Below are 16,506 nucleotides of genomic sequence, written 5' to 3' on the forward strand. Positions count from 1 at the left end.
GAGACCATTGAATTTACCTAATCGCTTAACCCTCACTCGCATCATTTTAATTCCGGTATTTTTATTCTTTGCCCAGTGGCCCATTATGCTAGAAACCTTACGCCTCGAGGCCTGGGGCAGCAGTATTCCCTGGCCCCTGCTCGTTTGTACGGTGATATTTGTGCTTGCCAGTGTGACCGATTGGCTCGATGGCTGGCTCGCTAGGCGTTACCATTTGGTCACTAATTTTGGGAAATTTGCGGATCCCATTGCGGATAAGATGCTGGTGATGACCGCCTTAATCTCCCTGGTACAGTGGGGGCAAGCGTCAGCCTGGATCGTCAGTTTGATTGTTATGCGTGAACTGGCTATTTCAGGCTTGCGCCTAATTCTCGTGGAGAATGGCCAAGTCTTAGCGGCCCAAATGGCGGGGAAAATTAAAACGGCCACGCAAATGCTGGCCATTATTTTACTATTACTCGATGACTGGCCTTTCGGCTTCTTACCTTTTTCCCTCGGCCGGCTCTGCCTATTATTGGCTTTGCTTTTAACCCTGTATTCGGGGGGCAAGTACTTATATGATAGTCGGCATATTTTTAAATTTTAATCTTGCATGAAAAGACGACGGTTTGACGTATATTGGCTTAGGAGGTCAAAATGAGGGTTCAAATCATTAGTGTTGGCTTGGAATTACTGCGCGGCGAAATAACAAATACCACCGCTCCCGCTCTCGCCCAAGAATTACAGGCCCAGGGGCTACAAGTCACTAGTATGCTGACGGTAGACGATGAGGAGGCCGATATTCAAGCTGCCGTAGAAGCGGCACAAGCAAATCACGATATCATTATTTTAACAGGAGGCATTGGCCCCACCCAGGATGATTTGACCAAGCCCGCCTTGGCGAAATGCTTGGCTATGAATTTAGAAGTGGACGAGAAAAACCTCCAGCAAATTGCCCAGGCTAAGAATTGCTCAGTTTCTGCTTTAAGTGCCGGGGACCGGCGGATGGCCTGGCAATTTCCAGGTGCCCAGCCCCTCAAGAATAAAAAAGGCATGGCTTGGGGCTCTTTGTTTGAACACCAGGGCATCACTTACGTGGTGCTCCCTGGCGTGCCTAGGGAATGTCGGACGATGTTTACTGAGGAAGTTTTACCGCTCTGGCAAGCCGCTGGCCTTCTACCTGAAAAGGAAGCCTCGGCCTTCCTTAATTTCTACGGCCTGAGTGAGGCGCGCTTAAGTGAACGCCTGCAGGCCTTGGCCTTGCCTGCTAGCCGATGGGCCATTTATGCCAAAGCCGATCACAAGCAAGTTCGCCTGCGCACTAAGCAAGGCTCTGCCCAAGAAAATGCGAAGCAACTAGCCTCTGATCAAGCGCTGATTGCTCAGGCCTTCGCCCCTTATTACTTGGGTGAAGGCCAGGCTTTGAACTTGGCAGAAGCCCTACTGTCAAAACTTCGCTCTCAGGATGCAACGCTTAGTCTGGCGGAGAGCTTGACGGGAGGCTTAGCCGCCGCGAACTTGGTCCAAATACCGCATGCCTCTGAGGCCTTTCTTGGTAGTGCAGTGACCTATACGGCCGCTGCTAAAAGTCAAATGCTTCATATTTCCCCTGCAGCCTTAGACGAAGAGGGCATGGTGAGTGCTTTTTGTGCTAAAAAAATGGCCCAGGGGATCCGCCAGGCCTTAGGCAGTACTTATGCCTTGAGTTTTACGGGAGTCGCTGGCCCGGGGCAAATGGAAGGGCAGGCAGTGGGCACAGTTTGGATAGGGCTCAGCCAGCCCACGGGCACCGAAGCTTTTTCCTATCATTTTTCGGGCGACCGGCAAGGCATTCGCCGCCAAGCAGTTAATGAAGGCTACTACCGCCTATGGCAGCTCCTAAAGCAGGCACGCTAAGGGCAAACATCAGTTCGTTTTTCTTGTAATTCCTGGTTTTTCTGTTTAAACTGGTAGAGAAGTTCTTGATCGCTGAGAGGAGAGAAAGAGACATATGGCAAAGCAAGATGAAAATCGAAAAAAAGCGCTTGATGAAGCGTTGAAAAAAATTGAAAGAAACTACGGCAAAGGTGCTGTCATGCGCATGGGAGAAACGACCGACCAACGGGTTTCTGCGGTTCCTTCGGGCTCTTTAACCCTTGATATTGCGCTGGGAGTCGGTGGGTATCCCCGGGGCCGCATTATTGAAGTTTATGGGCCGGAATCTTCCGGGAAAACGACGGTGGCCTTGCATGCCGTTGCCGAGGTGCAAAAACAAGGTGGGATCGCGGCTTTTATTGACGCCGAGAACGCCTTGGATCCGGAATATGCGAAAAATTTAGGTGTTGATGTGGATGAACTCCTCCTATCCCAACCGGATACCGGTGAGCAAGGCCTAGAGATCGCTGATGCCTTAATTTCATCGGGGGCTATCGATATGGTTGTCATCGACTCCGTAGCAGCCTTAGTCCCACGGGCTGAAATTGAAGGCGAAATGGGCGATTCCCACGTGGGCTTGCAGGCACGTTTGATGTCCCAAGCTCTGCGTAAATTATCCGGTTCGATCAATAAAACCAAAACGATTGCCGTCTTTATCAACCAAATTCGCGAAAAAGTCGGCGTGATGTTTGGGAACCCTGAAACAACACCAGGCGGGCGGGCCTTGAAATTCTATTCCACGATTCGTCTGGAAGTTCGCCGTGGTGAACAATTGAAGAATGCCGGCGAAACCGTTGGGAATCGTACGAAAATTAAAATTGTTAAAAATAAGGTGGCGCCACCTTTCCGTCTGGCCGAAGTTGATATTATGTACGGCCAAGGAATTTCCCAAGCGGGTGAATTAGTTGATTTAGCCTCTGATTTAGACATCATTCAAAAGAGTGGTTCTTGGTATAGCTATGGGGATGATCGGATTGGGCAAGGGCGCGAAAATGCGAAAACCTTCCTTCTTGAAAATCCCGATATCTATGAAGCGGTCGACCAAGCGGTGCGCCGCCATTATGGCTTTGGCCCGCACGGTAAATTGAGTCCGGAGGAATTAAAAGCCTTGGACGAAGCGGATAAGGAAGGCAATCAGGAAGAAAAGGCTAAAGACGAAGAGAAGTAAACATAAAAGCCATACGAAGGATTAAAAACCCCCTCCGTATGGCTTTTTTTGTGCCGTATTTGCTTGTTTCTGAAAAATTTTGCGATCTTTTGCGTGGCTGAACGGTTAGGGGGTGGGCGCCATTACCCTATCCCAATAAAAAACCAAGGCAACCAAGGCCTTGGCATTTGCTTAAAACAGCTGATTTACAGGTAAAAGTAAGGAGAAATTGATGGAAACATTTACAAAGTCACAAAAATAAATAAATAGCTTAAAGTGTACGTTTTTTATAGTGTACGTGCCTTATTCAACCCCTCCGAGCTTAGTGTTTGGAGGGTTTTTTATTTTGTCTTACTGATTTTCTATTCCTTTATCTCTGGCATACTTAGTCAAGATGATGGCGTGCCTTAGCGACATATTTTCTAAGGGCGTTTTTCCAGTGGTCCACCGACTAATTGTTGTTTGGGGAATACCAGTATCCTTCCAAATACGGTAACCTGTAACTTTTTCTAAAAGCTTTTTGATTATTTCAATGTCAGCCACGGCTAATCCTCCTTGTTAAAGTAATGATTAGCGATTAAAAAACAAGCAAACGTGAATAGTAAAAGCAATATTACTTGCATATTTTTGAAATGTTAGATAATATCAAGCTAAGGGAGGATGCGCCCTCCCTAGCTTACAAGACTACTTCTCTTTGTTCGAGTCGTGGTCTTTTTTTATTACTTTGATCATATTAGCTACACCTGTTAGTGCTGCGCCAACGCCGGCAAGCAATGAAGCTATCAAAGCAATTATTTACTTATCTAACACTTCCTCACCTCCTTTACTATCTATAGGATACTACATTAAACGGTAGCAATCGAGGCTTTTCCCCAAAATATTTGTATATTTATATCGTCATGCTAAAATAAAGCCAGCATATAATAGGAAAGGGAAAATAAATGCTAAATTAATCGACGGAAAGCGCTATGGTACTGAAACCGCACGAAAAGCGGCCGAAAACAATAAAAATATTTTATTTCGAAAAAACACGGGGCAATTTTTTCTATACGGTAAGGAAGAAGACGGATTAATTGTTGTTGATTTAACGCCGTTTACAAGGGTTTGCCGCAAAATTTATGGTATACTTGCGTTGTTGTGTCTATACCACTGGTGGTGGGGGTGGAAGCCTGACGTCCAACAAAAAGAGGCTTGCTTAGCAAGCCCTATTTTTATTGCGCTAAATTATCTACCGCGTATTGCGCTTCCTCAGACGTAAAGCCTTCACCGTGCTCAGAAACTAACTGGTCATAGATCGCATTTGCGGACATAGACATGGTTTCCTGATAACTTTTAGCTTTTTCTGAAGCATTCTTTTTGTAATCAACTTTTAGGTTGTCTAAGGCATATTAAGCCGCTTCTCGAGGGAACTTCTCACCATATTCTGAAGTTAATTGATCATAAATTCCTTTTCTGGACATATGCATAATGTTAGAATAAGATTCGGCTTTTTTCAAAGCGTTTTTGTACTCTATAGATATATTATTGTTATCTTCGTTTTTTATTGGCTCTTTTCCTTTTCTTCTTTTTTACTTTCTTCGGGGGCGGTTTGCTCAACTTTAGTTTCGTTTTTATTACTCTTCTCATCGTTACTGCCTAGGCTGCCGATAATACCTAGGATGAAAAGTACAGCTAATGCGATAAGACCCCATTTCAAGCAACCGCCACGCTTTTTTACAACGTTTCCATCTTTGTCATAGTATTGTATTGCCATAGTTTCTCCTTATCAATATTTCACTCGAGTTAAAAGTTAGATGTTTTTTGCTTTATATCTTCTTGAGGGTTCCCTTATTCTAGATCGCCCTAGCACTATAGCCGTCCACTGAATGCGCAGCAAGCTGCTTTGTCTTATCATAGTATGACAACCCTCATGATCCTGACGTCTTCATAGGAGGGGTTTAAGCTGATCAAGCGATCTTCTGCTAGCTTCTTACGTACGCTTCGCTATCGATACTAGCAATCACCACTTGCCCTACACGAGGGCTTTTTTTCTTTTTCAACAAAAATAATTTCCTGGTCTTGAAAGAGTGGCTCCATGGACCGGCCGTTGACCTTGACGGCGAAGTTGTGGTGGGGTGGTTTACTGGTGATGGTGACCTCTTCTTGCTGTTCGTCTTGGAGATACTCCCCGTCACCAGCGTAAACTGCACCACTTAGGACGATGGTGTAGTATGACGGGGCTCTAAGGAAGCATTTTGCTCGTCTAGCTGCTTAGAAGCGAAGGTGTAGACCTTGTGTTGGCGGGGTGGGGTGAGTTGGGAGTAGGTAGATAAAATAGCAGGGGGCTTTTTTTCGCCTCTATACTTGTTAAATAAATCTTGTGGATGAATATTCAGAGCACGAGCGTATTTAAGGATATCCTCTTCATCTAATGATCTTTTACCAGACTCGTGATTTGAAACTGTATTTTGCTTAAAACCAGTTAACTTAGCCAAATCCTTTTGAGTCATTCTTTTTGACTTTCTAATTTCCCTAATAATATGACCTAAAATATTCACTAGTCACCTCTTTCTTCTAGTATAGATATAAAATTATCTGCATGCAATAAAATAATCTCAAAAAGCGATAGAAAAGCACTAACAAACATCTCGTTATGAGATAATATATAGTCAAGGGGGTGAGATAAGAAAAAAAGTGAAAGGAGGCAAGGTATGAGTAAGAAAAAGAAGGAAAACAAAAAGCTTGAGTAAGACATCATAACGGCGCTACTTGCAATAATTGCCGGTCTACTAGGCATAATTAGTAAACTAGTCGATGTCATACTCAAGCTGAGTTAAAAAATCATGAGGTCGGTCAAACAGACTGACCTCTTTCTTACTTGTACTAAGTATATCATGAATAATAAGAATAAATCAATTAATATCATGCTGATCATTTTGTTTGTATTAGAAATGATTGATATTATTTCGAAATTTTTTAGGTAGTAAGGAGAAGAAGGGATTCGAACCCTCGTGCCGAAAAAATCGACAAATTGATTTCGAGTCAATCGCGTTATGACCACTTCGCTACTTCTCCATAAAAATAACAATTATTACTATAACCCAGACGAGGAAAAAAGGCAAGGAAAAAAGCTGGTTACCCAGCTTTTTTGCTTACCGAGCGTAATTAATCGCTCGTTTTTCTCGGATTACCGTTACCTTAATTTGGCCTGGGTAGTCGAGGTCTTTTTCAATACGTTTAGAAAGATCATGTGACAACTTCACTGCACGCAAGTCGTCAACAATATCAGGTTCAACAATGACACGAATTTCTCGTCCTGCTTGAATGGCATAAGATTTTGAGACGCCATGGAAGCCTTTCGCAATAGCTTCGAGGCTGCGTAAACGTTGAATGTAATTTTCCAAGGATTCGCTCCGTGCTCCGGGGCGGGCCGCTGATAGGGCATCCGCCGTTTGGACCAGTACAGCGATCGGGCTGGTTGCCTCCACATCACCGTGGTGACTGGCAATCGCATTAACTACGATCTCAGGCTCGTCATAGCGTTCCGCTAATTCAGCGCCAATTTCCACGTGGGTCCCTTCAATTTCCCGGTCAATCGCCTTACCAATGTCATGCAGTAAGCCTGCGCGTTTCGCAATTTGCTGGTCAAGGCCGAGTTCACCGGCGAGTTTTCCCGTCAATTTTGCGACTTCAACGCTATGGCCTAAAACATTTTGCCCGTAACTTGAACGGTAATTGAGTCGTCCTAGCAACTTAATGAGATCTGGATGTAGGTCATGGATCCCTAATTCAAAGGTGACTTCCTCACCAATGGAACGAATACGTTTATCCATATCCTTACGGGCCTTATCCACGGCTTCTTCAATACGCGCCGGATGGATCCGGCCATCAGCCACTAAGGCTTCGAGGGCAATTTTAGCAATTTCGCGGCGGACTGGATCAAAACCAGATAAGACCACTGCTTCAGGGGTATCATCGACGATCAGATCAATTCCCGTGAGCGCCTCTAGAGTTTTAATGTTCCGGCCTTCCTTACCGATTACACGACCTTTCATGTCATCATTAGGAAGGTGGACCACCGTCACGGCTGCTTCGGAAATCGTATCCGCGCCACTTGCTTCGATCGCTTGTAGAATAATCGACTTGGCGAGCTTATCGGCCCGTTCTTCAAAGTCACGTTCCACATCACGCATCTTAATGGCGATATCTTGGGTTAATTCTTTTTCTGTTTCTTCGAGGAGTAAAGCTTTGGCTTCTTCCGTCGACAAGCCAGAAATCCGATTAATTTCTTCCTGGCGGGCGGTAAGTAATTCCTGAGCTTTTGCCTCTTCTTCTTGAATGGCTTTTTCACGAGCCTCCAGGGCTTCTTCCTTGCCATCCAGATGATTTTCTTTGGCAGTTAGCGAATTTTCGCGCCGATCAAGCGTTTCTTCTCTGACATCAAGCCGATCTTCCTTGCTACGAATTTCTAATCGACTTGTTTTCAATTCTTCATCCACTTGACTGCGATAATTTTGCGCTTTTTCCTTCGCTTCGATGATAATTTCTTTACGTTTTGTATTGGCTTCCGACTCCGCTTGCTGGATGATGTCTTTGGCAGAACGCTTAGCGTTGTTCAATTCCTGCATCATTTGCTCATAGCGGCGCCGGTCACCAAAAAGAAAACCGACTAGTAGCCCAACAATTAAAGCAACGATAACGAAGGAGATCATTAAGATGTTCATAATTCACCTCCGTATCTATTTAATTGTGAGTCTTCAATTTTTAATTAAAGAAGAAATGCAATGACTGCATCCAATAATATTGTAGCTTTTTGTCTGCGGAATGTCAACGAATCACTGTTTTTTCATATGGATAAAAAAACATATAACAGCGGCCCCTTGAGCATTAAACGCCTTCATGAGGCCTTCCTATGCTATCATAAGAATATAAAAAGCCAGCTTGGGACACGTTGTTTTGAGGAGGAGTTCTATGAAATATCGAATTTATACTAAGCAGGAAGCCCAGGTGTCAGCCTGGAGTGGTGGCGAAACCATGCAACTAGTCATCCAACCAGCAGACGGGGACTACGGCGAGCGCCAATTTACTTACCGCTTGAGCTCGGCCACCGTCGAATTAGAAGAATCAACCTTCACCCCTCTACCGGGCTTTAAACGTTGGTTGCTGCCCTTAGAAGGGGAGCTGGATCTCACGCATGAGCATGATGGGCAGGTCGACCAATTACATTTGGGTGAATTTCAAGCCCACTGGTTCCTAGGAGCTTGGGAGACAAAAAGTGTGGGCCGCTGCCGGGATTTTAATTTGATTTATGAGGAAAATTTAGAGGCCGCCATGCGTCCCATCTTAGCCCAGCATGAGACCACTAAAGTCGCGGATCAAGAGGCCTTGCTCTTTGCTTATAAGCCCTTGACCGTGGCCATCCAACATAATGGGGAGGCTAAGGACATTAAATTAGACGCTTTTTCCACCCTTTGGCTGGCTAAAGGCCAAGAGGTGGACTTGACAATTACCGGGCAAGGGGACACCCAGGCTGTCTATGCTTGGCTCGCTTAAAAAAGCACCAGTGAACTCCTAGTTAAAAATGGAATTCACTGGTGTTTTTTATTCCTCCTCATTAGCTGGGGAGTGTTCTTCTATCTCAGGCTTTAAGGCGAGGTCATAATGGGCTCTCGCATTTCTTGCTGGGGGTCTTTGAAAAGGTCGATTTCCCGGATGCGGCCTTTATCAATTTCTGATGTTTTTAGGACCCAGTCATTCGCTCGCAGGCTAATTTCCTCACCATCCGCCGGCATGTAGCCGATTTGATAGATAATTAAGCCAGCCATGGTGTCCACATCTTCGGCTTCAATGTGCTGGTTGAAGATATCGTTAAATTTATCAATACTCAATAAGCCATTCAAACGGTAGTGGTCGGGAGCGATTTGAACGATTTCTTCGGAAGGCGTCAGATCGGATTCGTCATCGATCTCACCAACAATTTCCTCTAAAACATCTTCCATCGTGACTAAGCCTTCCACTCCGCCGTATTCATCCTTTAAAATCGCCATATGCTGCTGTTCCCGGCGAAATTCAATGAGTAAGTCATCAATGTAAATCGTGGAGGGGACAAAGAGCGGCGGCGAGGCCAAGGCTTTAAGATCAATGCCTTGAAAGTGATGTTCGCGTGCGCCGGCGAGTAATTGCTTAATATGGAGAATGCCAATTACATTGTCCTTGTCGTCCTCATAGAGGGGAATCCGGGAATACGTCGTGGTCAACAGTTCATCCATGATTGTATTGTAATCATCATTCACATCAATCATCACCGCATCAATGCGGGGGACCATGACTTCACGTCCCATCACATCATCCAAGGAGAGCACCCCTTGGAGCATAGAATACTCATCTAAATCAATCGAGCCTTCCTGCCGGCTCTCACGGATGATGGCACTCATTTCCTCGCGTGTAAATTTGCGGGTTTTTTCCTTAAAATCGACTGGCGTGAGCCGCTCCAAAAGCCGCGTCGTCAAAGCTAAAAGCCCATTAAAAGGGGTAAAAAGGTGTTTAGTTAATAAGACTAAGCCACTTGTGGCCATGGCGGTTTTTTCGGGCCGCTGCTGGGCGAGCGATTTGGGGAAAAATTCGCCAAAAACAAGGGTTAAATAGGCTAAAATTACGGTAACTACAATAAAAATAACGGGCTTTTTCCCAGGAAAAGCTGGTACGACTGGCAAAAGCCAGGGCAGCAGGCGGGCGGCACCGAGGGCACTCGCTAAAAAGCCAGCGAGCGTAATGACGACTTGGATCGTTGTCAGCAAGCTTTCTGCATCTTGGCGGAGGCGGAGGACTCTTCGGGCGCGGCGGTTGCCCCGTTCAGCCAGCTGCTCCATCCGTTCTTGATTTAAGGATACAAAGGCTATCTCACTCGCCGCAAAGAGGCCGTGAATAAATAATAAAATGATTAAGCTGAGGCAGGTGACCCAAAACGAGTCGGGAAGGTCCATCGCTTACGCTCCTTTATGAAAAATATTTACTTATAAATATAAGGGCTAAAAGCCCAAAATGCAATGAATTTTAGGGAAAAAGCCGGGCATAATTTGCCGCAATAATGCCCTGCATTTGCCCAGGCGTTAAGTTTTTGATTTGGGCTAGCTTTTTCACTAGGAAAATGACGTCATGGGGCCAGGAGTCCTTGCCGGTGAGCCAGGCCAGCGCGGTGGGGCCGTCCGTTTCGGTGAGAATCCGGTCTAAAGGCAAGAGCCGAGCGAGTTCTTGTGCGTGCTTTTTGAGGGGTAGATCTACCGAAAGGGTAAAGTAGCAGCCCAGTGCAAGGTATTTTGGCACTAAGTCCAAAGGCCCACTATACCAGTGAATCATGTGCCCGGCTTGGGGAAAATTTTCTAAGGCTGCTAAAACTTCTTTTTCTGCGCCTTTTGTGTGGATGGAGGCAAGCTTTCCATAAGCTTGGGCTGCTTTTAAGAAGGCTTGGAAAATACGTTGCTGGTCAGAAAAATACGCTTCTTCGGGGGCCCAGACCGTGTCTAAGCCAATTTCCCCAATAAAGTCACAAGCTTCTAAAGCTTTTGCTGATAAATGGTGGCTAGAGGTGGACCGGACCTGCCAAGGGTGCAGGCCATAGCCTGCTTTGAGTAGGGGCTGGTCTTGGCAGATCGTGTGCAGGGACCAAAACTCAGCTTCATTTTCCGTGACAAAGGAAGTTTTAATTTGGTGTTCTTTAATATCTGCTAGGGCCCTAGCCTGATCCTGATAGTGGAAGAGGTGATCGTGGGCATTAATATAATGAGTCATGGCTAGCGTTTTGGAAGGTAGAGCTTTTTATTTAAGCTATAAATCACGGACAAAACAATCGCGATGGGGATGGCGGTTAAGGGGATGGATAGGAAATTAGGGACGAAGGAGAACCAGGCCGCCGAAATACCAGCGGGTAAATTGGAACTCCAAAACCACATGCCCCCAAGGAAGTGCCAAACATAGCGAGCAAAGGTCCCAATAAAAGCTGCGCCCCATAGCCAGCCGTGCGCCGTCCCATTATGACCTTGGCGTAGGGCCTTTTGGAAGGGGATGAAGGCTAGTCCAGCTAAGCCATTAAAGGCAAAGGCGATCGGGTACTCCACGATAAATTGGACCAAGGATAAAATAATGGCATTGCCTAATACCCATTGCAAGAGCCCCCAGAGCAGGCCGGCGGCAAGGGCTGGTTTCAAGCCCCGTCTCAAAGCAAAAATAGTGAGGGGGAGGCCGCCAAAAACTAAGGCCATGGTGCCACCGATGGTAATGGTGGCATAGGATAGCAGGGCAGCCAGTACCGCAACTATTCCACCTTCAACTAAAATATACAAACGATTGTCTCGTGACATGTCACCGCTCCATTCTAAAAAATTCACAAAGGCCATGCCAGAGATGAGCAAGCCCTCCGCCTGTCTTAATAGGTTCAGGTTCCAAGGGTTTTCTCAGCCACTAAGCACCCCCCTTTGCTAATACTCTCATCATAACACGCGCTTAGAATTTGAGGAAATAAATTGCAAATGTAGGCCCTTGCTTCTTCTTCTTTGTGCTATAATAGCGGTAACAAAATGTAGAGAGGAGCCGGGAAGATGCATGAATTACCGAAGCGAGACGAGGTACCGGTTAACTTAACCTGGGATTTAAGCCATTTATATCCCCACGACGAGGCTTTTAAGCAGGCCGGCCAAGATTTTTTAGAAGCGGTGGAGGCTTTTGTAGCGACCTACCAGGGCCACTTAACCAGCGAAGCACAAATTATTGAAGCCTTAAAGGCTTACCAAGTGATTTTACGGCAGCAGGATAAATTAGGAGCCTATGCTTCCTTTCAAACGGAAGTGGATGCTTTAAATGAACAAGCCAATGAATTACTAAGTTTTATTAGACCTATTTTGGCTGAAGCCGGGGCAGAGTTGGCGTTTTTACCCAATGAATTATTACGTTGTGAGGAAAAGACCTTAGAAGCGGTTGGCGAGGCCTATCCGGATAGCGCTCTGTATTTAAAAGAATTGCAGCGAGCCAAACCCCACCGCTTATCCGAAGAGCAAGAGGCCCTATTGGCCGCTCTCCACGAGCAGCTCTACAGCCATTATCCAGCTTATCGGGCGACGAAATTCAAGGATATGACTTTCCCTGATTTTACTGTGGATGGGCAGACGTATCCCAATTCTTATGTCTTATTTGAGAATGCTTATGAAATGTCTCCAGATACCGGCGTGCGGCGGACCGCCTTTAAAGGCTTTCATGAGGTCTTAAAAAAATACCGGCATACCACAGCCCAGCAATATATTGACCAAGTTCGTCTGGAGAAGAAGATGGCCAGCCTACGCGGTTTCACGTCGGTTATCGATTACTTGCTTTTTGACCAGCAAGTAGAACGTGATTTTATGGGCCGGCAGTTGGATATTTTGATGAAAAAGTTGGCCCCGGTCATGCGTCGCTATGCTGGTCTCATTCAAAAGCAATATGGCCTAAGTGAAATGACCATTCAAGATATTAAAATGCCGCTCTTTAAACCTGATCAAAAAGTCTCGATTCCCCAGGCTCAAGAACAGCTGAAAGCAGCCTTCCAAATTTTTGGCGAGGACTATGTGCAGATGATTGAACAGGCTTTTAAGGAGCGGTGGATTGATTTTCCTATTAATTTAGGTAAGAGTACTGGTGGCTTCTGTGCCACGGTTTATGATGGGCCTAGTTATATTTTGCTGTCTTGGACCGGTTTAATGAATGAGTTATTAGTTTTAGCCCATGAGTTAGGCCATGCGGGTCATTTTCAACGGAGTAATGCCCACAATGCGATTCTCGTGCCTGAGGTGAGTTTGTATTGCATTGAAGCCCCCTCAACGGCTAATGAAGTGATCATGTGCCAGCATTTATTGGAAGAAATCGAGTCGCCGAGAGAACGCCAAGCCCTAATCGCTGAGTTTGTCTCGCGTACTTACTTCCACAATATGGTCACGCACTTGCTGGAAGCTTATTTCCAACGGGAAGTATACCAACTGGTGGATGATAAAAAACACTTAGATGCGAATGATTTAGATCGTTTGATGCGAGAAACCTTAGAAAAATTCTGGGGAGACGCCTTAAATATTACGCCGGGTGCCGAGTTGACTTGGATGCGCCAGCCTCATTATTACATGGGCCTTTACTCCTATACTTATTCTGCAGGCTTAACCATCGGGACCCAAGTGGGCTTAAAAATGCTGCAGGAACCGAAAAAATATGCTGAGAAATGGCTCGCTGTCCTCCAGGCTGGTGGCCAGGTGTCTCCCGTAGAGTTTGCTTCTCAAGTGGATGTGGATATTACTACTGAAAAACCACTATTGGACACCATAGCCTACGTGGATCACTTGGTCCAGCAATTAGAAGCTTAAGAAATAACAGTAAAAAACCACAGACTCGCTGATTTTAAGTGGCCTGTGGTTCTTTATTTTGACAATAAACCTAAAGTATTAAGTTTTTGGTGCCAAGCTCGAAAGAAAGCGGCAAAAAAATGGGGCTCATCCAAAAAAGGACTATGGCTGCGCCCCGGCAGAAGAGTGAATTGATAGTAGGGGGCTTCTATATCTTCTAGGTAGGCTTGCACTTGCTGATAGGGGGCATTCCAGTCTCCTAAACTGGAAATGAAGTAAACAGGGATGTCATAGGTGGCGGGGGTTTTGAGGGCTAAACGATGGGCTTCTTCCATGAGAGGGCCTTGCATTTTCACAAATTGCTTGCTGTGCATGACTAAGAAAGCCAGCCAAGCCCAATTAGTCCAGTCCAATTGCGGGGAAGTGAGGAAGTGCCAGGTTGTACAGGCCTTATTCCATAGGGTGAGAGAGGTTAAGTAATGCCCCGCCAATTCTTCAGCCTTAAGATAGTATTCGGCTTTCACCAAGCGGGTGATGAGTGCCCGTTCCACTTTCTTGCGGACAAAGCTGAGGTGGGCGAGGCCTTTTTGATCTTGGCGCTTTTCGGCTTCCTCCTGGGCCATCCGTAAAATTAAATATTTGCTATAAATCATATCTGTGATTTGGCTCACACCGATGTAAGTCAATAAATTCTCTGGGTGTTGCTGGCTGTAAAGTGCTCCTAATAGGGAGCCAAAAGAATGGCCGACCAGGATAATTTTTTCTTGCTTAAAACGGGCCTGCAGGTAGTGCACTAAACTATCGAGATCCTGTAAGCTTTGGGCGAAAGAGAGCTGGGGCGGTTTGCTAGAGGACAAAAAATAACTGGCCCCACTCCCTGCTTGCTCCCAATAGCAGAAAGTAAATTCACGATCTAAAATTTCCTCGTAACGGTAAGTGAGGCTGGGAGCCGGCATACCGGGGCCCCCGTGCAGCCAGAGAACGAGGGGGTGGCGGGGATTTTTTCCCCGCAAATGAATGACTTGCGGACGCCCATTTAACAGCAATTCGCAAGTCTCGCTTATCCCCACTTGTGCTGTTTTTTGGAGTCGCTTGCGCTGGCGCCCTTGCTGAAGTCTAAAAGCCCCATAAATGAGGGCTAAGGCGGCAACACTCAATTTTTTAATTTTTGCTTTCATTTTGTATTCTTTCTACTTTTAATGTTTTTAATCGTCTAGGGGCCAAGCCAGGTCTTCTTGGCGATTTTTTTCAGGCACCATGTCTCCACCGGTTGACCAAGCAATATGAGTGGCTTGGGGATCTTTCATAAAGGCTAAGGATTTGGCCCAGTTTAAGGGGGCAAGGCTGGTGGCCGCTGAAGGCTCAACATAAATGCCTTCGCTCTGGTAGAGTTTTTGCTGCCAGTAGCGGGCGGTGGTGTCCTTCACGGTGAAGCAGCCCGATAAATCATAGGCCATTAAGGGGCTCACGAGCGCACTAGCCCGTCCCACGGCTAGGCCATCGCAGATCGTTTCTGTATTTAAGCCCAGGTCATGGCAAGCAATATGAGCGAATTTTCCTGAGGCCAAGCCCATGACGAAACAAGGAGCAGCAGTGGGCTCGACGAAATAGCAGTGGACATGGGGCCCATAAATTTGCTTGAGGCCGTAAGTGACGCCACCCGGGCCACCGCCGACACCACAAGGTAGGTAAACATGGAGAGGATGCTTGCCATCAACGGGAATTCTTTCACGCTCTAATTGCCGAGCTAGGCGCTGGGCGGCCACGGCATAGCCTAAAAAGAGGGTTTCCGATTTTTCATCATCAATGAAAAAACAACGTTTTTCTTGGGCCGCTTCCGCCCGTCCTTGGGCCACTGCCCCTTCATAATCATTGGAGTGCTCAATCACTTCTACTCCGAGAGCGCGTAATTTGTCTTTTTTCCAAGCCTTCGCGTCCGACGACATATGCACGGTGACGCGAAAGCCAAGTTTAGCACTCATGATGCCAATGGAGAGGCCCAGATTGCCGGTTGAGCCGGCCACAATGTGGAATTGCTGGAAAAAGTTTTTAAATTTGTCTTCGGTTAAGCACTGGTAATCGTCCGTAAGCTCTAATAGGCCAGCTTGGAGGGCGGCTTCCTCGGCTAGTGTTAGGACCTCATAGATGCCGCCGCGGGCTTTAATGGAGCCAGAAATCGGGAGGACATGGTCGCATTTCAGGTAGAGGCGACCGGGAATTTTATGATCGAGCGCTTTTTTTAGACCATTGAGGGCTCGTAGGGGGGACTCGATCAAACCCTGGTGCTTTTTGGTTTCTGGGAAGACCTTGGCCAGGTAAGGGGCGAAACGCTCTAGCCGCCTCTTTGCAGCATCGATATCAGGCTGTTGAAAGGGTTTATCATAAGGTTGGTTAACGTTGGGGTTGGCCCAAAAAAGGGGCTGCTGATTTATAAGCTGGCTTAAAGTCGTTTTGCTTGCTTGATCATTTTTCATTTACCTTGTCCTCCTGACTGCTTTGACCTTCATTCTAGCAAGCTTTCCTTCAGCTGTCACTTTCTTCCTGCTTGAAATTTTAAAATTTGAGAAACGTGCAAGTGGGGGCTGAAAAAAAACAGTAAATGAACTATACTTATATTGATCAGGGAAAGGAGATCACCATGCATATTAATATTCCGGGCTACGAAGCCCTCGACCTCTCTTACTTGGTTTGTGATTATAATGGTACCTTAGCTTGCGATGGGAAATTATCTGCCGTCGTCCGCCAGCAGTTAAATCGCTTGAGCGAGCAGCTACAGATTATTGTGGCCACTGCCGATACTCACGGGACCGCTAAATTAGAGTTAGCTGATTTACCAGTTAAGCTGCATACTTTTCCCCGTGGGGCTGCTGCTCCGGAAAAAGAAAAAATTCTTCAAAAGTTGGGCCCCAAGAATTGTGCTGCTTTAGGCAATGGGAGAAATGATATCCCCATGCTAGCAGCAGCCCAGCTTAGCATTAGTATTTTAGGAAGTGAAGGGGCACACGGGCCTTTGCTATTGGCTTCTGACTTGGTGGTGCATTCCCCCACAGAGGCTCTGGACTTATTTTTAAAACCGGAGCGCTTACGGGCCGGCTTGCGCGGGTAGGTAATATGAAGCTAATGGATAGAAAT

At 46.2% G+C, this 16,506-nt stretch carries 18 protein-coding genes and 1 tRNA gene; 6 read left to right on the forward strand and 13 right to left on the reverse strand.

The genetic code is table 11. The features are described 5' to 3' along the window. Positions 1–7 precede the first annotated feature (7 nt). The 3 genes from pgsA (at position 8) to recA (ending at position 3,061) form a co-directional block, all read left to right on the forward strand. A complete protein-coding gene (gene pgsA, locus WF803_RS07255) occupies positions 8–586 on the forward strand; it encodes a CDP-diacylglycerol--glycerol-3-phosphate 3-phosphatidyltransferase (protein WP_489610838.1) in 579 nt (192 codons plus the stop codon). A 50-nt stretch (positions 587–636) separates the two neighbouring features. Beyond that, positions 637–1,875, forward strand: coding sequence for a CinA family nicotinamide mononucleotide deamidase-related protein (locus WF803_RS07260; RefSeq protein WP_489610839.1), 1,239 nt, complete (start codon positions 637–639; stop codon positions 1,873–1,875). Positions 1,876–1,969: 94 nt separating this feature from the next. After that, positions 1,970–3,061, forward strand: coding sequence for a recombinase RecA (recA, locus tag WF803_RS07265; protein ID WP_489610840.1), 1,092 nt, complete (start codon positions 1,970–1,972; stop codon positions 3,059–3,061). 330 nt (positions 3,062–3,391) lie between these two features. On the opposite strand, the gene WF803_RS07270 is transcribed toward recA, so the two are convergent. The 8 genes from WF803_RS07270 to rny form a co-directional block, all read right to left on the reverse strand. Continuing rightward, the gene (locus WF803_RS07270) at positions 3,392–3,583 is read right to left on the reverse strand and encodes a hypothetical protein (RefSeq protein ID WP_489610841.1); all 192 of its coding nucleotides are present in this window, start codon (positions 3,581–3,583) and stop codon (positions 3,392–3,394) included. Between the two features lie 668 nt (positions 3,584–4,251). Continuing rightward, positions 4,252–4,350 (reverse strand): Ltp family lipoprotein, encoded by a 99-nt coding sequence (locus WF803_RS07275; protein WP_489610842.1) that lies wholly within the window; start codon positions 4,348–4,350, stop codon positions 4,252–4,254. Between the two features lie 78 nt (positions 4,351–4,428). After that, positions 4,429–4,506 carry an Ltp family lipoprotein gene (locus WF803_RS07280; protein WP_489611911.1) on the reverse strand — a complete coding sequence of 26 codons (78 nt, stop codon included), beginning with the start codon at positions 4,504–4,506 and terminating at the stop codon, positions 4,429–4,431. Between the two features lie 74 nt (positions 4,507–4,580). Continuing rightward, entirely contained in the window at positions 4,581–4,793 is a 213-nt protein-coding gene (locus tag WF803_RS07285; RefSeq protein ID WP_489610843.1) for a hypothetical protein, read from the reverse strand. A 239-nt stretch (positions 4,794–5,032) separates the two neighbouring features. Then, positions 5,033–5,242: a S24 family peptidase gene (locus tag WF803_RS07290; protein WP_489611912.1), complete on the reverse strand. Its 210-nt coding sequence runs from the start codon at positions 5,240–5,242 to the stop codon at positions 5,033–5,035. Beyond that, on the reverse strand, positions 5,233–5,577 hold the full coding sequence (locus WF803_RS07295) for a helix-turn-helix domain-containing protein (protein WP_489610844.1): 345 nt from the start codon (positions 5,575–5,577) through the stop codon (positions 5,233–5,235). Before WF803_RS07295 ends, WF803_RS07290 begins: the two co-directional genes overlap by 10 nt. Before the next feature lie 428 nt (positions 5,578–6,005). Further along, positions 6,006–6,094 (reverse strand) — tRNA-Ser (locus WF803_RS07300). Positions 6,095–6,171: 77 nt separating this feature from the next. Further along, positions 6,172–7,743 carry a ribonuclease Y gene (gene rny, locus WF803_RS07305; RefSeq protein ID WP_489610845.1) on the reverse strand — a complete coding sequence of 524 codons (1,572 nt, stop codon included), beginning with the start codon at positions 7,741–7,743 and terminating at the stop codon, positions 6,172–6,174. 247 nt (positions 7,744–7,990) lie between these two features. Between rny and WF803_RS07310 the strand changes: the two genes are divergently transcribed. Next, the gene (locus WF803_RS07310) at positions 7,991–8,572 is read left to right on the forward strand and encodes a HutD family protein (protein ID WP_489610846.1); all 582 of its coding nucleotides are present in this window, start codon (positions 7,991–7,993) and stop codon (positions 8,570–8,572) included. 92 nt (positions 8,573–8,664) lie between these two features. Here WF803_RS07310 and WF803_RS07315 read toward each other — a convergent pair whose 3' ends face one another. The 3 genes from WF803_RS07315 to thiT all read right to left on the reverse strand — a co-directional run bounded on the left by WF803_RS07315 (position 8,665) and on the right by thiT (position 11,376). Beyond that, entirely contained in the window at positions 8,665–10,002 is a 1,338-nt protein-coding gene (locus WF803_RS07315) for a hemolysin family protein (protein ID WP_489610847.1), read from the reverse strand. Positions 10,003–10,072: 70 nt separating this feature from the next. Continuing rightward, positions 10,073–10,807 (reverse strand): TatD family hydrolase, encoded by a 735-nt coding sequence (locus WF803_RS07320; RefSeq protein WP_489610848.1) that lies wholly within the window; start codon positions 10,805–10,807, stop codon positions 10,073–10,075. A gap of 2 nt (positions 10,808–10,809) precedes the next feature. Then, complete coding sequence (gene thiT / locus WF803_RS07325; RefSeq protein ID WP_489610849.1) at positions 10,810–11,376, reverse strand: energy-coupled thiamine transporter ThiT; 567 nt, start codon at positions 11,374–11,376, stop codon at positions 10,810–10,812. Positions 11,377–11,613: 237 nt separating this feature from the next. Here thiT and pepF point away from each other — a divergent pair, with 237 nt between their 5' ends. Then, the gene (pepF, locus tag WF803_RS07330; protein WP_489610850.1) at positions 11,614–13,395 is read left to right on the forward strand and encodes an oligoendopeptidase F; all 1,782 of its coding nucleotides are present in this window, start codon (positions 11,614–11,616) and stop codon (positions 13,393–13,395) included. Between the two features lie 53 nt (positions 13,396–13,448). Here the strand turns inward: pepF and WF803_RS07335 are convergent, their stop codons facing one another. Continuing rightward, positions 13,449–14,552 carry an alpha/beta fold hydrolase gene (locus tag WF803_RS07335; protein WP_489610851.1) on the reverse strand — a complete coding sequence of 368 codons (1,104 nt, stop codon included), beginning with the start codon at positions 14,550–14,552 and terminating at the stop codon, positions 13,449–13,451. 27 nt (positions 14,553–14,579) lie between these two features. Next, positions 14,580–15,848, reverse strand: a complete 1,269-nt coding sequence (dsdA, locus tag WF803_RS07340; protein WP_489610852.1) for a D-serine ammonia-lyase — start codon at positions 15,846–15,848, stop codon at positions 14,580–14,582. Between the two features lie 125 nt (positions 15,849–15,973). Here dsdA and WF803_RS07345 point away from each other — a divergent pair, with 125 nt between their 5' ends. After that, positions 15,974–16,480 (forward strand): HAD family hydrolase, encoded by a 507-nt coding sequence (locus tag WF803_RS07345; protein WP_489610853.1) that lies wholly within the window; start codon positions 15,974–15,976, stop codon positions 16,478–16,480. The last annotated feature ends 26 nt before the right edge of the window (positions 16,481–16,506 follow it).

The organism is Aerococcus sp. BD502, from assembly GCF_057919555.1.